Source organism: Pseudomonas sp. Sample_21 (genome assembly GCF_004307525.1).
Classification (GTDB): Bacteria; Pseudomonadota; Gammaproteobacteria; order Pseudomonadales; family Pseudomonadaceae; genus Aquipseudomonas; species Aquipseudomonas atacamensis.
Genome location: NZ_RCNZ01000076.1, coordinates 1 through 18287, shown reverse-complemented (window position 1 = coordinate 18287; position 18287 = coordinate 1). Strand labels below are relative to the sequence as shown.

The 18287-nt window shown below is 58.8% G+C and carries 15 protein-coding genes and 1 pseudogene; 7 read left to right on the top strand and 9 right to left on the bottom strand.

The window, feature by feature from the left end; genetic code table 11:
* Nucleotides 1-41: 41 nt before the first annotated feature.
* On the bottom strand, nt 42-857 hold the full coding sequence (locus D8U71_RS13420) for a nuclear transport factor 2 family protein (RefSeq protein WP_073476200.1): 816 nt from the start codon (nt 855-857) through the stop codon (nt 42-44).
* A 265-nt stretch (nt 858-1122) separates the two neighbouring features.
* On the opposite strand from D8U71_RS13420, the gene D8U71_RS13415 reads away from it, so the two are divergent.
* Nucleotides 1123-1395, top strand: coding sequence for a DUF1652 domain-containing protein (locus tag D8U71_RS13415; protein WP_038862172.1), 273 nt, complete (start codon nt 1123-1125; stop codon nt 1393-1395).
* Nucleotides 1396-1444: 49 nt separating this feature from the next.
* Here the strand turns inward: D8U71_RS13415 and D8U71_RS13410 are convergent, their stop codons facing one another.
* Complete coding sequence (locus D8U71_RS13410; protein WP_130887940.1) at nt 1445-3925, bottom strand: UvrD-helicase domain-containing protein; 2481 nt, start codon at nt 3923-3925, stop codon at nt 1445-1447.
* 257 nt (nt 3926-4182) lie between these two features.
* On the opposite strand from D8U71_RS13410, the gene D8U71_RS13405 reads away from it, so the two are divergent.
* Nucleotides 4183-4878 (top strand): pirin family protein, encoded by a 696-nt coding sequence (locus D8U71_RS13405; protein WP_016774845.1) that lies wholly within the window; start codon nt 4183-4185, stop codon nt 4876-4878.
* A 54-nt stretch (nt 4879-4932) separates the two neighbouring features.
* On the opposite strand, the gene pgm is transcribed toward D8U71_RS13405, so the two are convergent.
* From pgm to D8U71_RS13385, 4 genes are all read right to left on the bottom strand, one after another.
* Complete coding sequence (gene pgm / locus D8U71_RS13400) at nt 4933-6579, bottom strand: phosphoglucomutase (alpha-D-glucose-1,6-bisphosphate-dependent) (RefSeq protein ID WP_016774846.1); 1647 nt, start codon at nt 6577-6579, stop codon at nt 4933-4935.
* A 108-nt stretch (nt 6580-6687) separates the two neighbouring features.
* Nucleotides 6688-8088, bottom strand: coding sequence for a PLP-dependent aminotransferase family protein (locus D8U71_RS13395; RefSeq protein ID WP_016774847.1), 1401 nt, complete (start codon nt 8086-8088; stop codon nt 6688-6690).
* 49 nt (nt 8089-8137) lie between these two features.
* Complete coding sequence (locus tag D8U71_RS13390; RefSeq protein WP_130887939.1) at nt 8138-9604, bottom strand: hypothetical protein; 1467 nt, start codon at nt 9602-9604, stop codon at nt 8138-8140.
* Nucleotides 9605-10154: 550 nt separating this feature from the next.
* Nucleotides 10155-11177 carry a zinc-dependent alcohol dehydrogenase family protein gene (locus D8U71_RS13385; protein WP_041480274.1) on the bottom strand — a complete coding sequence of 341 codons (1023 nt, stop codon included), beginning with the start codon at nt 11175-11177 and terminating at the stop codon, nt 10155-10157.
* A gap of 270 nt (nt 11178-11447) precedes the next feature.
* Between D8U71_RS13385 and D8U71_RS13380 the strand changes: the two genes are divergently transcribed.
* The 3 genes from D8U71_RS13380 to D8U71_RS13370 all read left to right on the top strand — a co-directional run bounded on the left by D8U71_RS13380 (nt 11448) and on the right by D8U71_RS13370 (nt 13176).
* The gene (locus tag D8U71_RS13380; RefSeq protein WP_016774850.1) at nt 11448-12362 is read left to right on the top strand and encodes a LysR family transcriptional regulator; all 915 of its coding nucleotides are present in this window, start codon (nt 11448-11450) and stop codon (nt 12360-12362) included.
* Nucleotides 12363-12505: 143 nt separating this feature from the next.
* Nucleotides 12506-12796, top strand: coding sequence for a type II toxin-antitoxin system ParD family antitoxin (locus D8U71_RS13375; protein ID WP_076562760.1), 291 nt, complete (start codon nt 12506-12508; stop codon nt 12794-12796).
* Between the two features lie 2 nt (nt 12797-12798).
* A complete protein-coding gene (locus D8U71_RS13370) occupies nt 12799-13176 on the top strand; it encodes a type II toxin-antitoxin system RelE/ParE family toxin (protein WP_130887938.1) in 378 nt (125 codons plus the stop codon).
* Between the two features lie 78 nt (nt 13177-13254).
* Here the strand turns inward: D8U71_RS13370 and D8U71_RS13365 are convergent.
* The 3 genes and pseudogenes from D8U71_RS13365 to gcvA form a co-directional block, all read right to left on the bottom strand.
* Nucleotides 13255-14020, bottom strand: a pseudogene (locus D8U71_RS13365) (SDR family oxidoreductase).
* Nucleotides 14021-14049: 29 nt separating this feature from the next.
* Nucleotides 14050-14877, bottom strand: coding sequence for a DMT family transporter (locus D8U71_RS13360; protein ID WP_130887937.1), 828 nt, complete (start codon nt 14875-14877; stop codon nt 14050-14052).
* Between the two features lie 75 nt (nt 14878-14952).
* Complete coding sequence (gcvA, locus tag D8U71_RS13355; RefSeq protein WP_130887936.1) at nt 14953-15858, bottom strand: transcriptional regulator GcvA; 906 nt, start codon at nt 15856-15858, stop codon at nt 14953-14955.
* A gap of 310 nt (nt 15859-16168) precedes the next feature.
* On the opposite strand from gcvA, the gene D8U71_RS13350 reads away from it, so the two are divergent.
* Entirely contained in the window at nt 16169-16621 is a 453-nt protein-coding gene (locus D8U71_RS13350) for a DUF805 domain-containing protein (RefSeq protein ID WP_110600443.1), read from the top strand.
* Nucleotides 16622-16899: 278 nt separating this feature from the next.
* Nucleotides 16900-18153 (top strand): multidrug efflux RND transporter periplasmic adaptor subunit MexE, encoded by a 1254-nt coding sequence (gene mexE, locus D8U71_RS13345; protein ID WP_039761553.1) that lies wholly within the window; start codon nt 16900-16902, stop codon nt 18151-18153.
* Nucleotides 18154-18287 lie beyond the last annotated feature (134 nt).

The window sequence follows — 18287 nt, the reverse complement described above, 5'->3', positions numbered from 1 at the left end:
CCACTGAAAACCTTCGATGGCGTCGATCCTAGTGGCTGCCTTCAGTGGATGTCTTGCGCGCGTGCCCGCAGAGAAATTTGTTTGGCGTAGGCCTTGGGCGACTGGCCGGTGTGTTCGCGAAAGCATTTATAGAACGCTGACAACGAATTGAAGCCGGCGGCAAACGCCAGCTCGTCGACGCGCAACGGCGGCGTGGCGCTGTCCAGCGCACGCAGCAAATGCTGCAGGCGCGCCTGATTGACGTAGCGATAAAAGCTTTGCCCGAGCACCTGATTGAGCAGATAGGAGATCTGATTACGGCTGTACCCGCACTCCTTCGCCACCCGTTGCAGGTCAAGCTCAGGGTCCAGATAGGGCTGCTGCTTTTCGAAATACTGCTGCAGGTCTTCGGCCATGAAACTCAGCTGCCGCGGTGACAGACCCAGCCGACTGACCGCCGGACGCTGACTCTGTGCCGAACTGCCGTCGGCTTGAGTACGCACCAGCGAGGCGTACTCGTTGACGCGCCAGATCAAGCCGTCCTTGACCGTGATCGCTTCGCTGGAGCGAAACGACACCAGGCCGTCGCCGCCGCGCAAGGTCACCTCGTACTGAATGAACGCGGTGTTGCCATCCACCCGGATTCGGTCGCAATGTTCGAGCAGTTCGTCGGATTCTCGCGGCATGCTCACGCGCACGTATTCGCGCAACTCATCCAGACCGAGCACCCGGTTCTGAAAGAAATCGTTGTACTGGATCTCGGCGTGATAAAGCGCCATGACGCTGTCCAGATCCCGGTGTTTCCAGCTCAGGTGATAGCGCATGACCGTGGCGGCCGTGGCCTGGGTCTGTTCTGGACCGTCGTCATCGGCGTGCATAAGCGGCTCGGCGAAAAAGAACCGAGCTTGCCCAACTTCCTCTGCCGCTTCAATAAAAAATCCATGGTGGCGTTTTGGCGATAATCGATGAGCCAGTGACTTACATCAAAAAATGCGAATCAATCGCTAAACGGACTGAAAAAACTCACAGTTTTTTCACACACGGATGCTACTTTTAAAGCTCAAGCACTGGTTGAGCCAATGAAGGCTCTTCCCACCTAACATGAGCAAAAGGAAGCGCTCGATGAAGCAGGCGGGCAACACCATGAATAAAGGGTTCAGCAAAGTCACCTTTCCAAACGCTTGCCAGCTGATGCGCTGGCATTTTCATCCCATGGGTTTCGAGGCGACGATGGATGCGCCGGGCAGCATGATCGCCCGTCTGTTCGACCGTGCCAGCGGCGAGACCATGATTGCCATCGCCGGCATTCCCTGCGCAACGGTGATGAACGCGGCGGACGTCGAGCGCATGATCGAAGCCATCGAGGATGAGCTGGAAGCCTTCACTCCTCCGGAATCTCTCAAGAACTACGCATAAACACCTGATTTAAAACAAAAAGCCCGCAGCGATGCGGGCTTTTTATGGGTCAGGCGCTGGTCTTTTCCTTTTCGCGTCGATGGTCGACGAAGAAGGGTTTGCCCTTGGCGACTCGATCCGACGCCCTCGGCATGTTTACCGCCTGGCTGTCCTGCGGTTCGACGTACCAATAGCAATGGCTGACGGCGCGTGTGATACCGACGTAGGCAAGGCGCAGGATTTCGTCCTTTTGCGCAGTGTCATAAGGCTCGCTGTCGCCGCTTTTGCCCAATCCCGCCATGCGATAGACCTGATTCTTGTACGGAGAACTGGTCAGATGCTGGCAATCACCCAGCAGAAATACTGCGTCAGCCTGCAAGCCTTTGGCGCTGTGATAGGTCAGTTGCTTCAGCCGCCGCGTGTCAAAGGGCAAGCTCGAATCTACATTAAGTACAGGCTGAATATGCTGCTCTATCAATAACTTATCGCTGCTTTTTCGATAAAGCATCAAGATTGAATCGCCGCGCCGATAATGCTCGGCCAAGCGCTGACCCAATGCTTCATCATCCCGCTCAAGCACATTGACCGGGTGAAGCGGCTTGGGCTCACCACTGGCCTTGGCCTTCTTGCCTGCGATTGCCGGCGCTGCACGGACAATGTGTTCGGCGGCGTCGATGATGTGCTGATGGCTGCGATAGTTGTCACTGAGCATCACTCTTGTGGTGCTCGGTGAAGGAAATTCCTTGTTGAACTCCATGAAGTAGCTCGGTGAGCTGCCGCGCCAACCGTAAATCGACTGCCAGTCATCGCCAACACACAATAGCGACGAACGCTGCGCCCCTCGCCCAACGTGCATGGCCGGGCCACGGCTGCGGATTTCATTGAGGCTGGCGCGAATCCACGAAACGATCTGCGGCGATACGTCCTGGAACTCATCGATCATCAAATGCGCCATAGGCCGCAGCAACTCATCGCTGAGCAGCTTGAGGTTTTCCGGCGAGTGCTCGCTGAACAGCGCGAACATGCGGTTGTAGGTCATCACTGGCGGTTTCTGGTCCAGCAGGTGATCTTCAAATGCGCGCCAGAACAGGCCCAGGGCTTCAAAGAAAAAACGATCAGGGTCGTCCTTGGCGAAGCTCATCCGACTGACCGCGTCTGGTACATCCAGGCCGAGGTTTTCGATAAAGCCTGCTGCGGCGACAAAACAATCCAGCAATGGCGCCGATGCCAGCTCGCCTTTGACCTTGTAATCAAAGCCGGGACCGGCGCTGGCATCTCCGGCCAACGTCGAAAGAACGCGCCTGGATGACTCGTAACTATCTAGCCATATCAATGGCTTACGGCAGAAAGCTTGAAACAGGGTGCGCTTGACCGCCCACTCTGCACGGACACTCAGCTTGGCGTTGGGTCGGGTCAGCTGGGCGTTTTCCCTGGGATCAAAGCCGAGCACCATCCAGGCATCGAGGCTGGGAATATAGCCATGAGCGTGGAACTTCGAACCATTGATTTCGAAGGCCTGCCGATTCGGTTCGATGCCTTTGATGGGCCACGCCCCTGCACGAAACCATAAATCTTCAATCACATCGCAGAGTTCTTCATCGCGCTTGGCCGCCAGTTCGGTGACCGCCATGCGTTTCTGCACATCGGGGTGATCGCGTTCCAGTTCCTTTAATTGCAAACCCGCGCGGGACAGCGGCTGGATCAACTGGCGGAAACGCTCATCGTCGTTGAACAGCCGGTGATAACAAGCATTAAGTTGCTGGCGCTGCGCGTCATTGATGCGCAGGTCAAACGGATTGCTGTCGACTTCCTCTGCGCCGCTTTGCGGGCGATCGCTGAGGTTCTCGAAGGCCTGCAAACGCTCGAAACCCGGCAGGCTGCGGACCATCGGCAGGATGCGTGAGTGGAAGGTTCTGACCAGTTCGCGGGCCTGCTTGAGGTTCAGCGGCTGCCCCCACAGCGTAAAGATTTCGATGAGTTTGTTGATGAAGTCCTTACGCGATTCGCGGGTGAAGGTCACCACGGTCATCGAATCCAGCTCAAAACCCAGATAATGGCTGAGCAACAGAATGCGCAGTACCAGCGTGGTCGACTTGCCGGCGCCGGCACCGGCCACCACCGAGGTGGACGGCGTATCGCTGAAGATCATCTTCCACTGCGCAGCGCTGGGCTGGGCGTGAGCCGGAAGCAAACGGGCGACGTCAGCCTTGATGCGCTTCTTCAGTTCCGCCGTCAGCGGCAAGCGCCAGTCATCGAACAGGTGGTTATCGACGCTGGGCGGCCGATGTTCGGTGTTGCGGCTGTCGCGAATCAGCAGAACCTGGCGGCCTTCCTCCAACCCCTCAAGCTTGCCCTCCTTGAAACCGTATTCGACGCCAGCGGTGTGGCCACTGCGAAATCCGTCGGCTTGCCCGTGCAGCCACGACGCCCGGTGCTGGGCGCGCAGCTTGGTCAACCCGTGACCAAAGAATCGCGCGGCCAGACGTTTGAACCAGGGCATCTCGGCCAGTGGACGAAGTTCAGGGGGAAGATCGGGAATGTGTTGCGCCACGCTGACGGACTCCAGGGTGTGAGGCTGTGGCGGCTATGGTGTCTGGATTTGCCGTCCAGTTCTAGCGAAATGCTTACAGGTCATCGGTTTAGGCGACGAATTGAAAGTCGGATGAGACGATTTCGAGGCGCCTTCCTATCAAATAACCTGATCATGATGCGGCAGTTTTTGCGCTTTTTATCGATGATTGCTTGATAGATGATCGTCGTCATCAACCACGGGGCCCGCCCCCTGACGACCCTTATTAGGAGACGATCATGCTTGAACTCAGACCCTTCAGCTCGCTGGGCGGCGCCCATCATGGCTGGCTGGACGCGCATCACCACTTTTCCTTTGCCGAATACTACGATCCGCAGCGGATGAGCTGGGGCAACCTGCGCGTGTGGAACGACGACATCATCGCCGCAGGTACCGGTTTCCCGCAGCATCCGCACCGCGACATGGAAATCATCACTTACGTGCGAGAAGGTGCCATCACGCACCAGGACAACCTCGGCAACAAGGGCCGCACCGAAGCTGGCGACGTGCAAGTGATGAGCGCCGGCACCGGCATCGCTCACAGCGAATACAACCTGGAAGACAAGGAAACCAAGATCTTCCAGATCTGGATTCTGCCGACCGAAACCGGTGCGCCGCCGTCGTGGGGCGCCAAGCCGTTTCCTAAAGGCGAGCGCGAAGGTTTTGTGACGCTGGCCAGCGGCAAGGACGGCGACGATGAGAGCCTGCACATTCGTGCCAATGCACGTCTGGTGGCGGCGAACATCAAGGCCGGTGAAACCGCCGAATATCGGCTCGACGAAGGGCGTCGCGCCTATCTGGTTCCGGCCACCGGCGTGATCGAAGTCAATGGCTTGCGTGCCCAAGCGCGTGACGGTGTGGCGGTGGCCCATGAGCAAGTGCTGACGGTCACGGCGATCGAGGACAGCGAGATCGTACTGGTCGACCTGGCTTGATCTGAAGGCAATAAAAAAGGGCAACCATTACGGTTGCCCTTTTTCATGTGCGCATCACTTAGTGGAAATAGCGCCATCCACCAACGTTTGCGCTTCGGCCACCAGTTGCTTGAGGTGGTCATCGCCGAGGAAGCTTTCGGCGTAGATCTTGTAGATGTCCTCAGTGCCCGACGGACGCGCGGCGAACCAGCCGTTCTCGGTCATGACTTTCAGACCGCCGATGGCCTGATCGTTGCCCGGTGCATGGCTGAGGATGCTCTGAATCTTTTCGCCCGCCAGCTCGGTCGAGGTGACCTGTTCCGGCGCCAGCTTGCTCAGCAGTGCCTTCTGCTCAGGGTTGGCCTTGGCGTCGACGCGTACCGAGAACGGTTCGCCCAGTTCGTCGGTCAGCGCGCGGTAGGCCTGGCTTGGATCGCGCCCGGTGCGCGCGGTCATTTCGGCGGCGAGCAAGGCTGGAATCAAGCCGTCCTTGTCAGTGCTCCATACACCGCCGTCCTTGCGCAGGAACGAGGCGCCAGCACTCTCTTCACCGCCAAAACCCAGCGAGCCATCGAACAGACCGTCGGCGAACCATTTGAAACCGACCGGCACTTCGTACAGGCGACGGCCCAGGCGCTTGGCCACGCGGTCGATCAAACCGCTGCTGACCACGGTTTTGCCGACAGCGGCATCAGCGCGCCATTGCGGACGGTTCTGGAACAGGTAGTCGATGGATACCGCCAGATAGTTGTTCGGCGCGAGCAAACCACCGGACGGCGTGACGATACCGTGGCGGTCGTGGTCCGGATCGCAGGCGAATGCCACGTCGAAACGCTCTTTCAGGCCAATCAGGCCCTGCATCGCGTGGCTGGACGATGGGTCCATACGGATTTGGCCGTCCCAATCGACGGTCATGAAACGGAACGTTGAATCGACCTGTTTATTCACCACTTCCAGGTCGAGACGGTAGTGTTCGGCGATGGCCGACCAGTAGCGCACCCCTGCTCCGCCCAACGGATCGACACCCAGACGCAGCTTGGCGTCGCGGATGGCATCGAAGTCGATGACGTTGATCAGGTCGGCGACATAGGTGTTCAAGTAATCGTGACGATGGGTCGTGCTGGCCTTGAGCGCTTGCTCGTAGCTGATGCGTTTGACCCCGGCCAGTTTGTTCGCCAGCAGCTCGTTGGCCTTGGCTTCGATCCACTTGGTGATGTGGGTATCGGCCGGGCCACCGTTGGTTGGGTTGTATTTGTAGCCACCGCTCTGTGGCGGGTTGTGCGACGGCGTGATGACGATACCGTCCGCCAGGCCAGAGGTACGGCCGCGGTTGTAGCAGAGAATGGCGTGAGAAACTGCCGGGGTCGGCGTGTACTCATCGCCTTCGGCGATCATCACGGTGACGCCGTTGGCGGCGAGGACTTCCAGCGCGCTGGCGCCGGCCGGGGTCGACAATGCATGGGTGTCGATGCCGACGAACAGCGGGCCGGTGATGCCCTGGGCTTCGCGATACAGGCAGATCGCCTGGCTGATGGCCAGAACATGCCATTCGTTGAAACTCAAATCGAACGAACTGCCGCGGTGGCCGGAGGTGCCGAACGCCACTCGCTGGGTAGATATCGATGCATCAGGCTGGCCGGTGTAATAGGCCGTAACCAGTCGCGGGATATCGACCAACAGTTCTGCCGGTGCCGGTTTGCCCGCAAAAGGACTGAGTGTCATGCAAAAACCTCTGAAATCGGAGTGGTTCAGGAAATGCAGCGCAGTTTACTGGCAGTTTGACCACTGTGCGACGGGATGTATCCGAAACTCGCCCGATGTTTTTTAACGTTATTGACCGGGCGACAGGCGCAAGGCATCACCGAGCAAGCCGATGACACTCGGCAGATCCCGCTCGCCGTGGTGCAACGCGCTTATCCGCAGATGATCCGCATGCAGACCTTGCAGGCTGAACAGCTCGCCGGGGGCCACGATGATCTGTTGCTTGAGCAGGCGACGGAACACATTCGCCATGTCGACCGGCCGTAACGAACGCACCCACACCGTCGCCCCGCCCTGCGGCTCGACTATCTGCAGCGTATCGCCCAAACGTTCGTGCAGAACCTGGATCAACACGGCTCGCCGCTCACCCAGCATTCGCCGCAGCACAGATAAATGCTGATCAAGCCGCCCGCCATTCAACAACCGGGCAATCGCCTTTTGGCGGATTGGCGACAAGCGAAATGCGCGCAGCAGAAAATGGCGTTGCAGCGCCTCACGCCAATGACGCGACAGGACAAAGCCGAATGGCGCTTCAGCGCCGATGAATTTCTCGAAAGTGGAAAACACCAGCAGACGCTCAGGATCAAGCCAACTGCGCAAACGCTGTGAATCATTGCGCTCGTCAAGCTCGCTGTAGCAGTCGTTTTCCAGTACCCAGACGCCATGTTGATTGAGCAACTGCGCGGCGGCCTGCTGACGCTCATGGGTGAAACCCTTGCCGTGGGGCATGCTCAGCACTGAAGACAAAAGAACCAGACGTACTGGCTCGTTCTCCAGCAGCGATTGCAGTACCGACAGATCAAGCACGCCTTCGGCCAGCAATGGCCATTCGATCACGCGCACCCCGCACGACTCGAGCAGACGCAATATCACCCAGTCGCACGGTGATTCGACAATTACGCTGGCGTGACGCAATTCGAGCACCGAAATCAGAATTTCCAGGACCCCGCGCAGATCAGCACCGATATAGATGTCATCGGCATGCCAGAAATGCTCTGTCGAACTCGTGTACCGCGCTGCCAGGGCAACCCGCAACTCCAGCTCTCCGCAAGGTTGCACGAATGTCTGTAGCTGACGCGGATATTGGCGCAGAAGCTCACGTTCCAACGTCAACAACGGACTGTCCAGCGGTTGCAGCGAGGCCGGTTCGTCGGCGCTCAACACACACATTCCGGGACGTCTGGCGTTGACGTACACGGTCTCCAGCAGATCATTGCCGTTGCCGGGCGCATCCATGCTGAACAGCGCTTGCGCGTAATACCCTGACTTGGCTATCGAATAGACTCGACCTTCCTTCTCCAGAAGCGAATAGGCGTACTGCACCGTTGAAATGGAGACATTCAGTCGATCCGCCAGTTGTCGCAAGGAAGGCATGCGTACCGCCGTACCACCTCCGGCGTCATCAATCAGCGTGGTCAGATATCGATAAACTGCCTGATAAACAAAGTCGTTGTCCCGCGCGCTTTTCACACCCTCATTTCCGTAGATATCGGTTCACAACTCAGGCTCCGGCTCACCGTCAGCGTTCCGTCGACCGCTCGAATGACGAGGCCGAACCCGCCTGATCCTCAGACGCGCTCTCCGAGGCTAATTGCGTGGGCGCATGAATCTGCACAGGGCCCGTCGCATAGAGGCGGATCACCAACCTGACCGGCAACCCGCTCACTTCCGTTATCCACTTCAAAACCTGCTCCGGCGCGTGCAAGCCTTGCATGGCGCGGTGCAGGTCAGGCATCGCGACCAGCATGCCGGGATGACAGTTGCGCAGGAACCGCTCGAGACCTTTGCCGTTGTCGATGAACGGTGCAAACAGCAGGCACACCAGCTGCGTTTCGCTCAATCCGAAACCATTGATGAGGTAATCCTCGGCAAGCGCCCGCAGCTGCTCTGGCCCGCCGGCATTGTCATAGCTGGCCAGCAAGTGCTCGCAGACAGATTCGGCGACCTGTTTTCGCCGCATGTCGGCCAGCGTGTGACGAACATAATCGTCGATACCCGCCTCATAGGCGCGCCCCTCGATGAAGCGTGCGTACAAACCTCGCACGTGCGCCGAGATCAGAGGGTCAGCGAATACCGCTTCGCCCTGGTACAGCGCCAGGTCGTCAGGTTCATAACCGAGAAATTCGCCCAGCAGCGGCCAGCGATCCTCGATTTTGCCGACCATCATGTCGTTGATATCGATAAAACTGGTGCGCCGGCAGGCTTCGAACTCACCTTCCGGGCGCCACGCTATCCGGTCATCATCTGCGCGCAGCTCGCGGTAAAAATCATCACCGAGCCCGTCGAGCAGCGGAAAAAGCGCTTCGAATCCGGCATTGACCAGTTCTGGACCGGTTATTGCCACTCGCTGCATTGCACGGTTCAGGCCTTCGAGGAAATGCTGCTGACTGCCTTTGGTTTCAGTGCTGATCATGGCGTCGACACCATTGTTCCAGCGGGCGATCTGGCTGTAGTACTCGGCCGTCGCCAGATAGGCGTCATCCCATAATTCAGGCGTTTCCAGCCAGGTGCGACAGTGCCCGACCAGCAGCAGATTGACGCGACTGGCCTCACGCCCTTCGTTGCTCACAGGCGTGCGATGGTCGAACGGCAGCACTTCGCGGTTATCCACCATCAGCACCTCGACCCGCGGATCGTCATAAAGAAACAGCGCGCTGTAGCTGCGATGCAGGTTTTGCAGGGCGAGCGGGCTGTCGCCACTCCAGCGCAGGGAAGCCACACGCAACTGGAAGGTTGCCGGAGCACGTCCGGCAATGGTCAACTGCGCAGCCCGGAGCAAGGCCAGGGTGTAGCAGCCGTCACGCAGGCCGGACTGAGGCACCAGCACCTTGAATTGCCCAATGTTTTCCATGCCGCCTGCGGCCACCACCAGGCGCTGTATCAACAACTGCAATGCCGTACGCTCGGCTCGGGAAAAGAAACTCAGCAGACGCTGCAATACTTGCTGATAGACATAGTTCATTGCCTGATCATGGATCGTGCTCATCGGTATTTACCCGGTATCAAAAGTTTCATGCCGCGCAGACATGACAATGGGCGCGCGGCAATTGGATCAATAAGTAATAGACGCTGAAATGCTAACACTTACAAAGTTGTAGTTATTTGAAACACTTCACCTGAATAAAGCCATCCAGATGCCAAGCGCCACGTTCAACCACCCGTATTCATTGGGCTTTCGCCATTCGCAAATGATCTGAGGAAACTTCCTACAACGTCCCACGACAAATCATTACAAGAAAAGGAGAAGCAACTTCCGAAACGCCCTACAGCAATTAAACAGAAATTGACGAAGCCAGCCGAGCCAGCCATTTGATATTGCCTTGGACAAATTGAATGCACAGCCATAGCTCATTCCTTGAGATGAAAGTAATCATTCAATTATCAGTGCTTATAGTGTGATTAGAAGATACAGATCGAAGGCAAAAACCAGTTCAGTTGCTGAAGGGCCGATGCTTCGATATCGGGAAGGGTTTACTGACAGCGGAGGATCTAAACAGAAAAGAGTCCGTGGCGGCCACGGACTCTGATGAGCGGATTTACGCGGTTTCCACTTGCAGGGCCACTCGCTCGCGGCATGGGCATTCGTCCATGTAGCGATGCGCTTCGACGAACTCGTTGAACGGGAATACACGCGTCTTGAGCGGCAGGAGCACGCGGTCAGCGGTCAACTGGTTGATGTCACGCAAAGCACGCTGCAGAGCGACGTGGTCCTGGACAATGCCCAGCTCCGGCTTGCCGGTGAAGTTGCCGATGCAGTGCACAAAGAACTGGATGTTCTTCTGAAACGCCGCACACGCCGGGAACGGGGTCTGGTTACCACCTTGCAAGCCGTACAGCACCAGACTGCCGCGTGGTGCCAGCACATCGCCGAGCAATGACATCTGCGGGCCGCCAAGACCATCGAACACCACATCGACGCCGCGGTTGTCGGTGATCTTGTTGATGCGCATCAACAGATCTTCCTCTTCGGTGACGATGACCTTCTCCGCACCGAGGGACAGCAGGTACTCCCGCTCCTCCGCCGATTTGGTCGCGGCGATCACTCGCACACCCAGCGCTTTGCCCAATTGCACAAACGACGGGCCGGCGCAGTGGCTGGCGTCAGTCACCAGCGCAAATTGACCGGGTTTGACCCGTGCCAGATCGGCATAAGCGAAGTAGGCGATCAGCAGCGGCGTGTAATGCACGCTCGCTTCGATCGGGCTGAGCACATCGGGATAACGGGTCAGCGCGGTGCGCGGCAGGACGATCGACTCGCCGTACACCGGATAGTCGTTCGGGCTTTCTGCGGGAAAACTGGCCACTTTGTCGCCGACGGACAGGTCGTCGACATCAGCGCCCACCGCAGTGACCACACCAGCCATTTCATGACCGAGGCCCGAGGGAAGACGTGCCTGGGACGACGCCAGATTCTGGCGCCACAGGGTGTCGTACCAACTGATGCCGATTGCCTCGACACGCACCTGCACTTCGCCAGGACCTGGCTGAGCAGCCGCATGCTCTTCGCATTTGAGCACCTCGGCCGGACCAAACTTGTGAAAACGGATCGTGCGGGACATCGCAAACCTCGTCAAAGTAACCTCTAATGCCATGAACTCTATCTGGGCTTTGGACCCAAGACCATCAGTGGCTATTAATAGTCGACATGCCTGTCATTGATTCCGCATCAAGGGCGGCATTGGCAAAATCCATGAAAAAAGGCCTGCCACCGTCGCAGTAAAGCTGAATTTTCCGGTGCAGAGTACCAGCCTTTCCCCGTAAGATTCATGCCGGCCATTGTTCTCATATGGTCGCCCTCGTCAAGTTTGATGACTCTGCCAGGACTCCAGATGAATCGTAATGACCTGCGTCGTGTCGACCTGAACCTGCTGATCGTGTTCGAAACATTGATGCACGAACGCAGTGTGACTCGGGCCGCGGAAAAATTGTTCCTCGGCCAACCGGCTATCAGTGCGGCCTTGTCGCGCCTGCGCAGCCTGTTTGACGATCCCTTGTTTGTCCGCACCGGCCGCAGCATGGAGCCGTCCGCCCGCGCGGTGGAAATCTTCGCCCTGCTCTCGCCCGCCCTTGATTCGATCTCGACCGCCGTCAGTCGTGCCGCCGATTTCGATCCGGCGACCAGCACGTCGGTGTTCCGCATTGGATTATCCGACGACGTCGAATTCGCCCTGCTGCCCATGCTGCTCAAGCGCCTGCGCGCCGAAGCACCAGGCATCGTCCTCGTGGTGCGGCGGGTCAACTACATCTTGATGCCTGGCCTGCTGGCCTCCGGCGAGATTTCCATCGGCGTCAGCTACACCACCGACCTGCCAGCCAACGCCAAGCGCAAGGTCCTGCGCCGCAGCGCACCGAAGCTGCTGCGCGCCGACACCGTGCCGGGGCCGTTGAGCCTCGACGACTACTGCGCCCGACCGCACGCACTGGTGTCGTTCGCTGGCGACCTCAGTGGTTTCGTCGATGAAGAACTGGAAAAACTCGGACGCAAACGGCACGTGGTGCTGGCGGTGCCGCAGTTCAACGGACTCGGCACGCTGCTCGCGGGCACCGATATCGTCGCGACCGTGCCGGATTACACGGCTGAGGCACTGACGGCAGCTGGCGGTCTGCGTGCTGAAGATCCGCCACTGCCGACGCGTACGTTTGAACTGCACATGGCTTGGCGTGGGTCGCAGGATAACGACCCGGGAGAGCGGTGGTTGAGGTCGCGGATTCAGATGTTCTTTGGGGATCCGGATAGTCTTTAGCTATCGTCGGCTAGGGTGCGTTATCGGAAGTACCGTAGAACGCACCCCGTCGGAATCAGATTCCGAATCAATATCCGGACGGGCAAATTGGCATAATATGCCAATGTTCGTAAGTACCGGTTAGGCCAGCACTGGAGATAATTATGGCGACCCGAAACGTAGTGCTCACTCCTCACCAGGAACAGGTTATTCATGACCTTGTCCAGTCCGGCCGGTATCAGAATGCCAGTGAGGTAATGCGCGAAGGCTTGCGGCTGTTGGAGCAGCGCGTCGCCGAAGATACCGCCAAAATCGAGGCACTGCGTCAGGCGACCTCGATCGGCATCATGGATCTTGAGCGTGGGCGTTTTACTCAGGTGAACGAAGGGGATCTGGAACATTACCTTGAAGGCTTGAGCCAGGAGGCTACCCTCCCCGCGCGCGAGAAACACTGAGGATGCCGCGATATCGGATTTCCAACCCCGCGCGCGCCGACATTGTCGACATACTCAGACTCTCCCATACCCAGTTCGGCGACCAGGCCCGCCAGCGCTACCAAGCGCTGATCCTTGCAGCGCTGCAAGCGCTGGCCGACAAGCCTTATCGCATTGGCAGCCATGACCGCGATGAGCTTGCACCAGGCCTCCGCAGCTATCACCTCATCTATTCGCGCCAGCAGGCGAAACCCACTCATGGAACGGTCAAGAGCCCGCGCCATATCGTGTTCTATCGCGTGGCAAATGACGACGTGATCGAGGTCGTCAGACTCCTTCATGACGCCATGGAAGCGCATTTGCACTTGCCTGCGGCTGAACGACCTGACCCCATGACCTGACTGACCAAGAACAGGAAGATCAGGCGCCCCCTCTGAATCTCGACCCTGAAAGCCCTTTAGCCTCTTTCCCGACCCGAATCACTTGCCACCCGTCACATCCAGAAAAGTCCCGGTGACAAACGAGGCCTCCGCGCTGGCCAGCCACAAGATGGCCCGCGCCACCTCTTCCGGCTGACCGCCCCGACCCATCGGGATCGAATCCTTCACGCGATCCACCCGCCCCGGCTCGCCGCCGCTGGCGTGCATGTCGGTATAGATGTGCCCCGGGCGAATGCAGTTGACCCGAATACCCTCGCGCGCGACTTCTTTGGCAAAGCCGATGGTGAAAGTTTCCAGCGCGCCTTTCGATGCTGCGTAGTCAACGTATTCATTCGGGCTGCCCAAGCGCGCCGAGGCAGAAGAAACGTTGATCACTGCCCCACCTGTGCCGCCGTGCCGATAAGCCATGCGCTTCACCGCTTGCTGCGCGCACAGGATCGGTCCCAGAGCATTGACCGCGAAGATGCGTTGCATGCGTTCAAAGCTCAGGTCCTCCATGCGTGACTGTTTTGCCAGAACGCCAGCGTTATTGACCAGAACGTCGATACGCCCGAATGAACGATCGATCGAGGGCCGAGAACAGTTCAGCAACCTGCTCGGGGTCAGCACTGTCAGCACGCACCGCGAGTCCCTTGCGCCCCAACGCTTCGATATCCGCCACCACCTCAAGAGCGGCGGGCTCGTTGGCGACGTAGCTGATGGCGACGTCGTAGCCTTGCGCGGCAGCGAGTCGGGCGGTGGCGGCGCCGACTCCGCGACTGCCGCCGGTGATCAGAATCAGCGGTGCTTGCGAGACTTTATCCATGCGACGTTCTCCTCAGCAGTTGGGCTGTGTCAGCCGATGATGATGGCGCCGCTGGCGATGACCACGCACGCCAGCACCCTGCGGACGGTGAGCTTTTCACCGAGGAACAAATAGCCGAGCAATGCGGCAAACAACACGCTGGTTTCGCGCAAGGCCGACACCGCGCCCAGCGGCGCTTCGTTCATGGCGTAGATAACGATTGCGTAGGCCAGCAACGAGACCAGTCCGCCGCCCACTGCGGCGAGCATTCCGGGCCGTACGGAAAACAGACTGCGAGCATCGCGCAGGCCGATATACACCAGCGGCATCAGCACGCCCCACAGGGCGCTCATCCAAACTGTGTAAGCCAGCGGCGCCCCCGACAGTCTGGCGCCAATGCCATCGACCACGCTGTAGGCAGCGATGAAACAACCGGTGCCCAGCGCATACGGCAGGCTCGGCACCGACAGGCTGCGCCCTCGGAACGCCAACGAAATGATCCCCCCGGACACCAGACCAATGCCGAGCAGTTCGCCGGGGGTTATGGTTTCGCCGGCAAACAGCGCGGCGCCGAGGGTGATCAGCGCCGGTGACGAGCCGCGGGAAATCGGATAGATCTGCCCTAGATCGCCGACCCGATAGCTGCGCACCAGGAACAGGTTGTAGCCGACATGCAGCAGTGCCGAGAGCAGCGCATACCCCCAGCTCTCAGGTGCAGGCGCGGCCATAAAAAAGGTGGCAATGAGGCAGACGATGGCGATGGCCACGCACATTATTGTCATCGACCAGAGCCGATCGGTACCGCCGCGCAGTAGCGCGTTCCAGCTGGCGTGCAGGAGCGCGGCGAACAGAACGAGGAGTACGAGATGGATTGGCATGCGGCATTCTAGGCATCTCGGGCATTGGCATTACAGCGAAGTTTCCTCATTGCAGCATGAGCAAAAGCTCATGCTTCAGCGCTGGGGGTTCTGCACCTTCAATGCTTCACTGAGCAACCAGTCACGAAAACTGAGAATGTGTGCCTGGGCTTCGATGCCTTTGGGGCAGACGAAATAGTAGGCCAAAGGCGAAGGGAACGGCACATCGAACAGCCTCACCAGACGGCCATCGGCGATTTCGTTTTCGACATGGCCGCTGCGCACCAGCGCCACACCCTGGCCGAGCAACGCAGCTTCCACCGTCATGTTGGTGTCGCCAAACCTGACGCTTTCGCGCAGCGGTAAAAACTCCAGCCCGACGGACTCAAACCACACCTCCCATTTCGGCGCCAACTCGGCGCCGTCGCGGATAAGTAACGGCATCTGCAGCAACTCCGCGGGACTGCCCGGCCTGCCGACGCGCTGCAGCAGTTCGGGGCTGGCCACGGGAAACACCTGTTCGCCGAACAGGAACTCTGAATACAGGCCGGAGTAATTGCCCTTGCCCAAGCGGATTGCGACATCGGCTTCGCCATTGGCGAAGTGGATGATCTTGTCCGTGGTGTCCAGCGACACCAACAGCTCCGGGTGCAGGCGCGACAGGTTCGGCAAGCGTGGCAGCAGCCACTTCAACGCGAACGAATAGGTGGTGCTGACGGTCAGGCGAACCCTGTCCTTTTGCTCGCGCAGATCCTCCAGCGTTGCTTCAAGGCTCATGAAAAACTCGCGCACGATCAGCGCCAGCGTCGCCCCCGCTGTTGTAAGGCGTAACGCCTTGCCGCGCTCGAACAATTGCAAGCCCCAAAGTTCTTCGAGGTGCCGGAGCTGGTGACTGACGGCGCTTTGGGTTACGTGCAGTTCTAGAGCGGCAGCCGTGAACGTCGGGTGCCGGGTGGCCACTTCGAAAGCCCGCAGGGTCGCGGTCGGCGGCAGGTCTCGCATATATGAAAGTTCCGGGGGTGGCAGAAGCTGACGGCATGAATATCAGCTCATGTTAGAGCGAAATGCGTTCGTATGCCTCTGGCCCCAAGTGGATTTGGTGACGATCGGGTTTGGGTTTAGCCGCAGACCCACAAATCGAAAGCCGAGAGCCGATGACAAACCTTATGGTAACGATTAGATTACCGCCGCCCCGCCAGTGGAGAGTCGGGCATTCAGTCTCTGCTCTCGTTGGCGACGACATCTGCACCAACGAAAACACCGGGATGTATCTGTCCCGTCTTTCGACTGACCATTTTTTAGGGAAAAAAACATGAGCCTGGTTTTCTGCCGTGGTTGCGCCAAGGAAATAAGTACTCTGGCACTGGCATGCCCCCAATGCGGCGCACCTCAAGCGCCACTGCATTCCATTGCCAGTGGCCCCATCATGGCGAGCGGCAACCCATACGTAGAGGCACTGAAGAAATATGCCGTGTTCACCGGACGCGCCACGCGCCGTGAATACTGGATGTTTTTTCTGATCAACATGGGCATCGCTATTGTCATGAGCGTTTTCGACGCCATGCTCAAGACCGGTGGCGCCTTGCAGAGCCTGTACAACCTGGCAATGCTGTTGCCGAGCCTCGCTGTTGGCGTACGGCGCATGCACGACACTGACCGCAGCGGCTGGTGGATTCTGCTGCCCATCGTCAACATCGTGTTTCTGGCGCAAGACAGCCAGCCTGGCCCCAATCGCTTCGGTGCCAACCGCAAAGGCTTCAACTGATCAATAGCCGCAATAGCGGATCGAAACGGCCTTCATGGCCGTTTCTTAATATATATGACTCCCCTCTCACAAAGGCCTTGCTCAATCATTGCTCGTCACGCAAGACAGATTTGCAAGAAAACACATTGTTAGCCCCCTAACGAAAGGTGCATGCTAGAGGGCTGCCTCGGCGCTTATATCATTCCGAATGATAGTTACCTTTGCTTCATTCGATTCGTGCCATCACACCTGCGCCGAGCATCATCCGCCCATCTTCAATACTTCGGCGGATTGCATCCATGGAACAATCACTCAAACATTTGCGCTTCCCGTTGGCCATGCTGGCCGTACTGGTGATGAGCGCCTGCGGCAAAACTCCGGAGACTGCCGGTGCCCCGCCCGCTGCCAAAGTCAGCGTGGCCAAGGTGCTGGAACAACCGGTCAACGAGTGGGACGAATTTACCGGGCGCCTCGAAGCGCCGGAAACCGTTGAAATCCGCCCACGGGTTTCGGGCCAGATCGATCAGGTCGCGTTCACCGAAGGCGCGCTGGTCAAGAAAGGCGACCTGCTGTTCCAGATCGACCCGCGTCCGTTCCAGGCTGAGGTACGCCGCCTCGAAGCTCTGGTTGCTCAAGCCCGCGCCACCGCCACTCGCAGCGAAAACGAAGCCGCTCGCGGCGAACGCCTGCGTACCAGCAACGCCATTTCCGCTGAACTGGCCGACTCGCGCACCAGCGCTGCCCAAGAAGCCCGCGCCGCCGTTGGTGCCCTGCAGGCACAACTGGACCTGGCCAAACTGAATCTGAGCTTCACCCGCGTGACCGCACCGATCAGCGGCCGCGTCAGCCGCGCCGAAATCACTGCCGGCAACCTGGTTACCGCCGACACCACCGCGCTGACCAGCGTCGTCTCCACCGACAAGGTCTACGCCTACTTCGACGCCGACGAACGCGTGTTCCTCAAATACACCCAACTGGCCCGCAACGGTCAGCGCGGCGCCACCACACCGGTGTACATGGGCCTGTCCAACGAAGACGGCAACCCGCACCTCGGCCAGATGAACTTCGTCGACAACCAGGTCAATCCGAAAACCGGCACCATCCGTGGTCGCGCAGTCTTCGACAACGCTGACGGCACCTACACCCCGGGCCTTTACGCTCGCTTGAAACTGGTCGGCAGCGGCACCTACAACGCCATGCTGATCAATGACGAAGCCGTGGGCACTGACCTGGGCAAGAAGTTCGTGCTGGTGATGGATGGCGACAACAAGACCGCCTACCGCGCCGTCGAACTCGGTCCGAAGATTGAAGGCCTGCGCATCGTCCGCAACGGTCTGAACAAGGACGACACGATCATCGTCAAGGGTCTGCAACGGGTTCGTCCTGGCTCACCGGTCACCCCTGAGGTGATTCCGATGGCCAGCGAGCAGACCCTCGCCGCCCTCGCTCAACAACGTCAAGCGCTGGAAGCCAGCAACCTGCCCAAAGTTGCCCCTGCCAAGGGCGCATCGGGTTCGGCTGCGAAGCTGGCCGCTACGACCCCACGCGGTTAAGGGACGACAACTCCGATGAATTTTTCCCAATTCTTCATTTCCCGGCCGATCTTCGCAGCGGTGCTGTCGCTGTTGATCCTGATCGCCGGTGCGATCTCGCTGTTCCAGTTGCCGATCAGCGAATACCCGGAAGT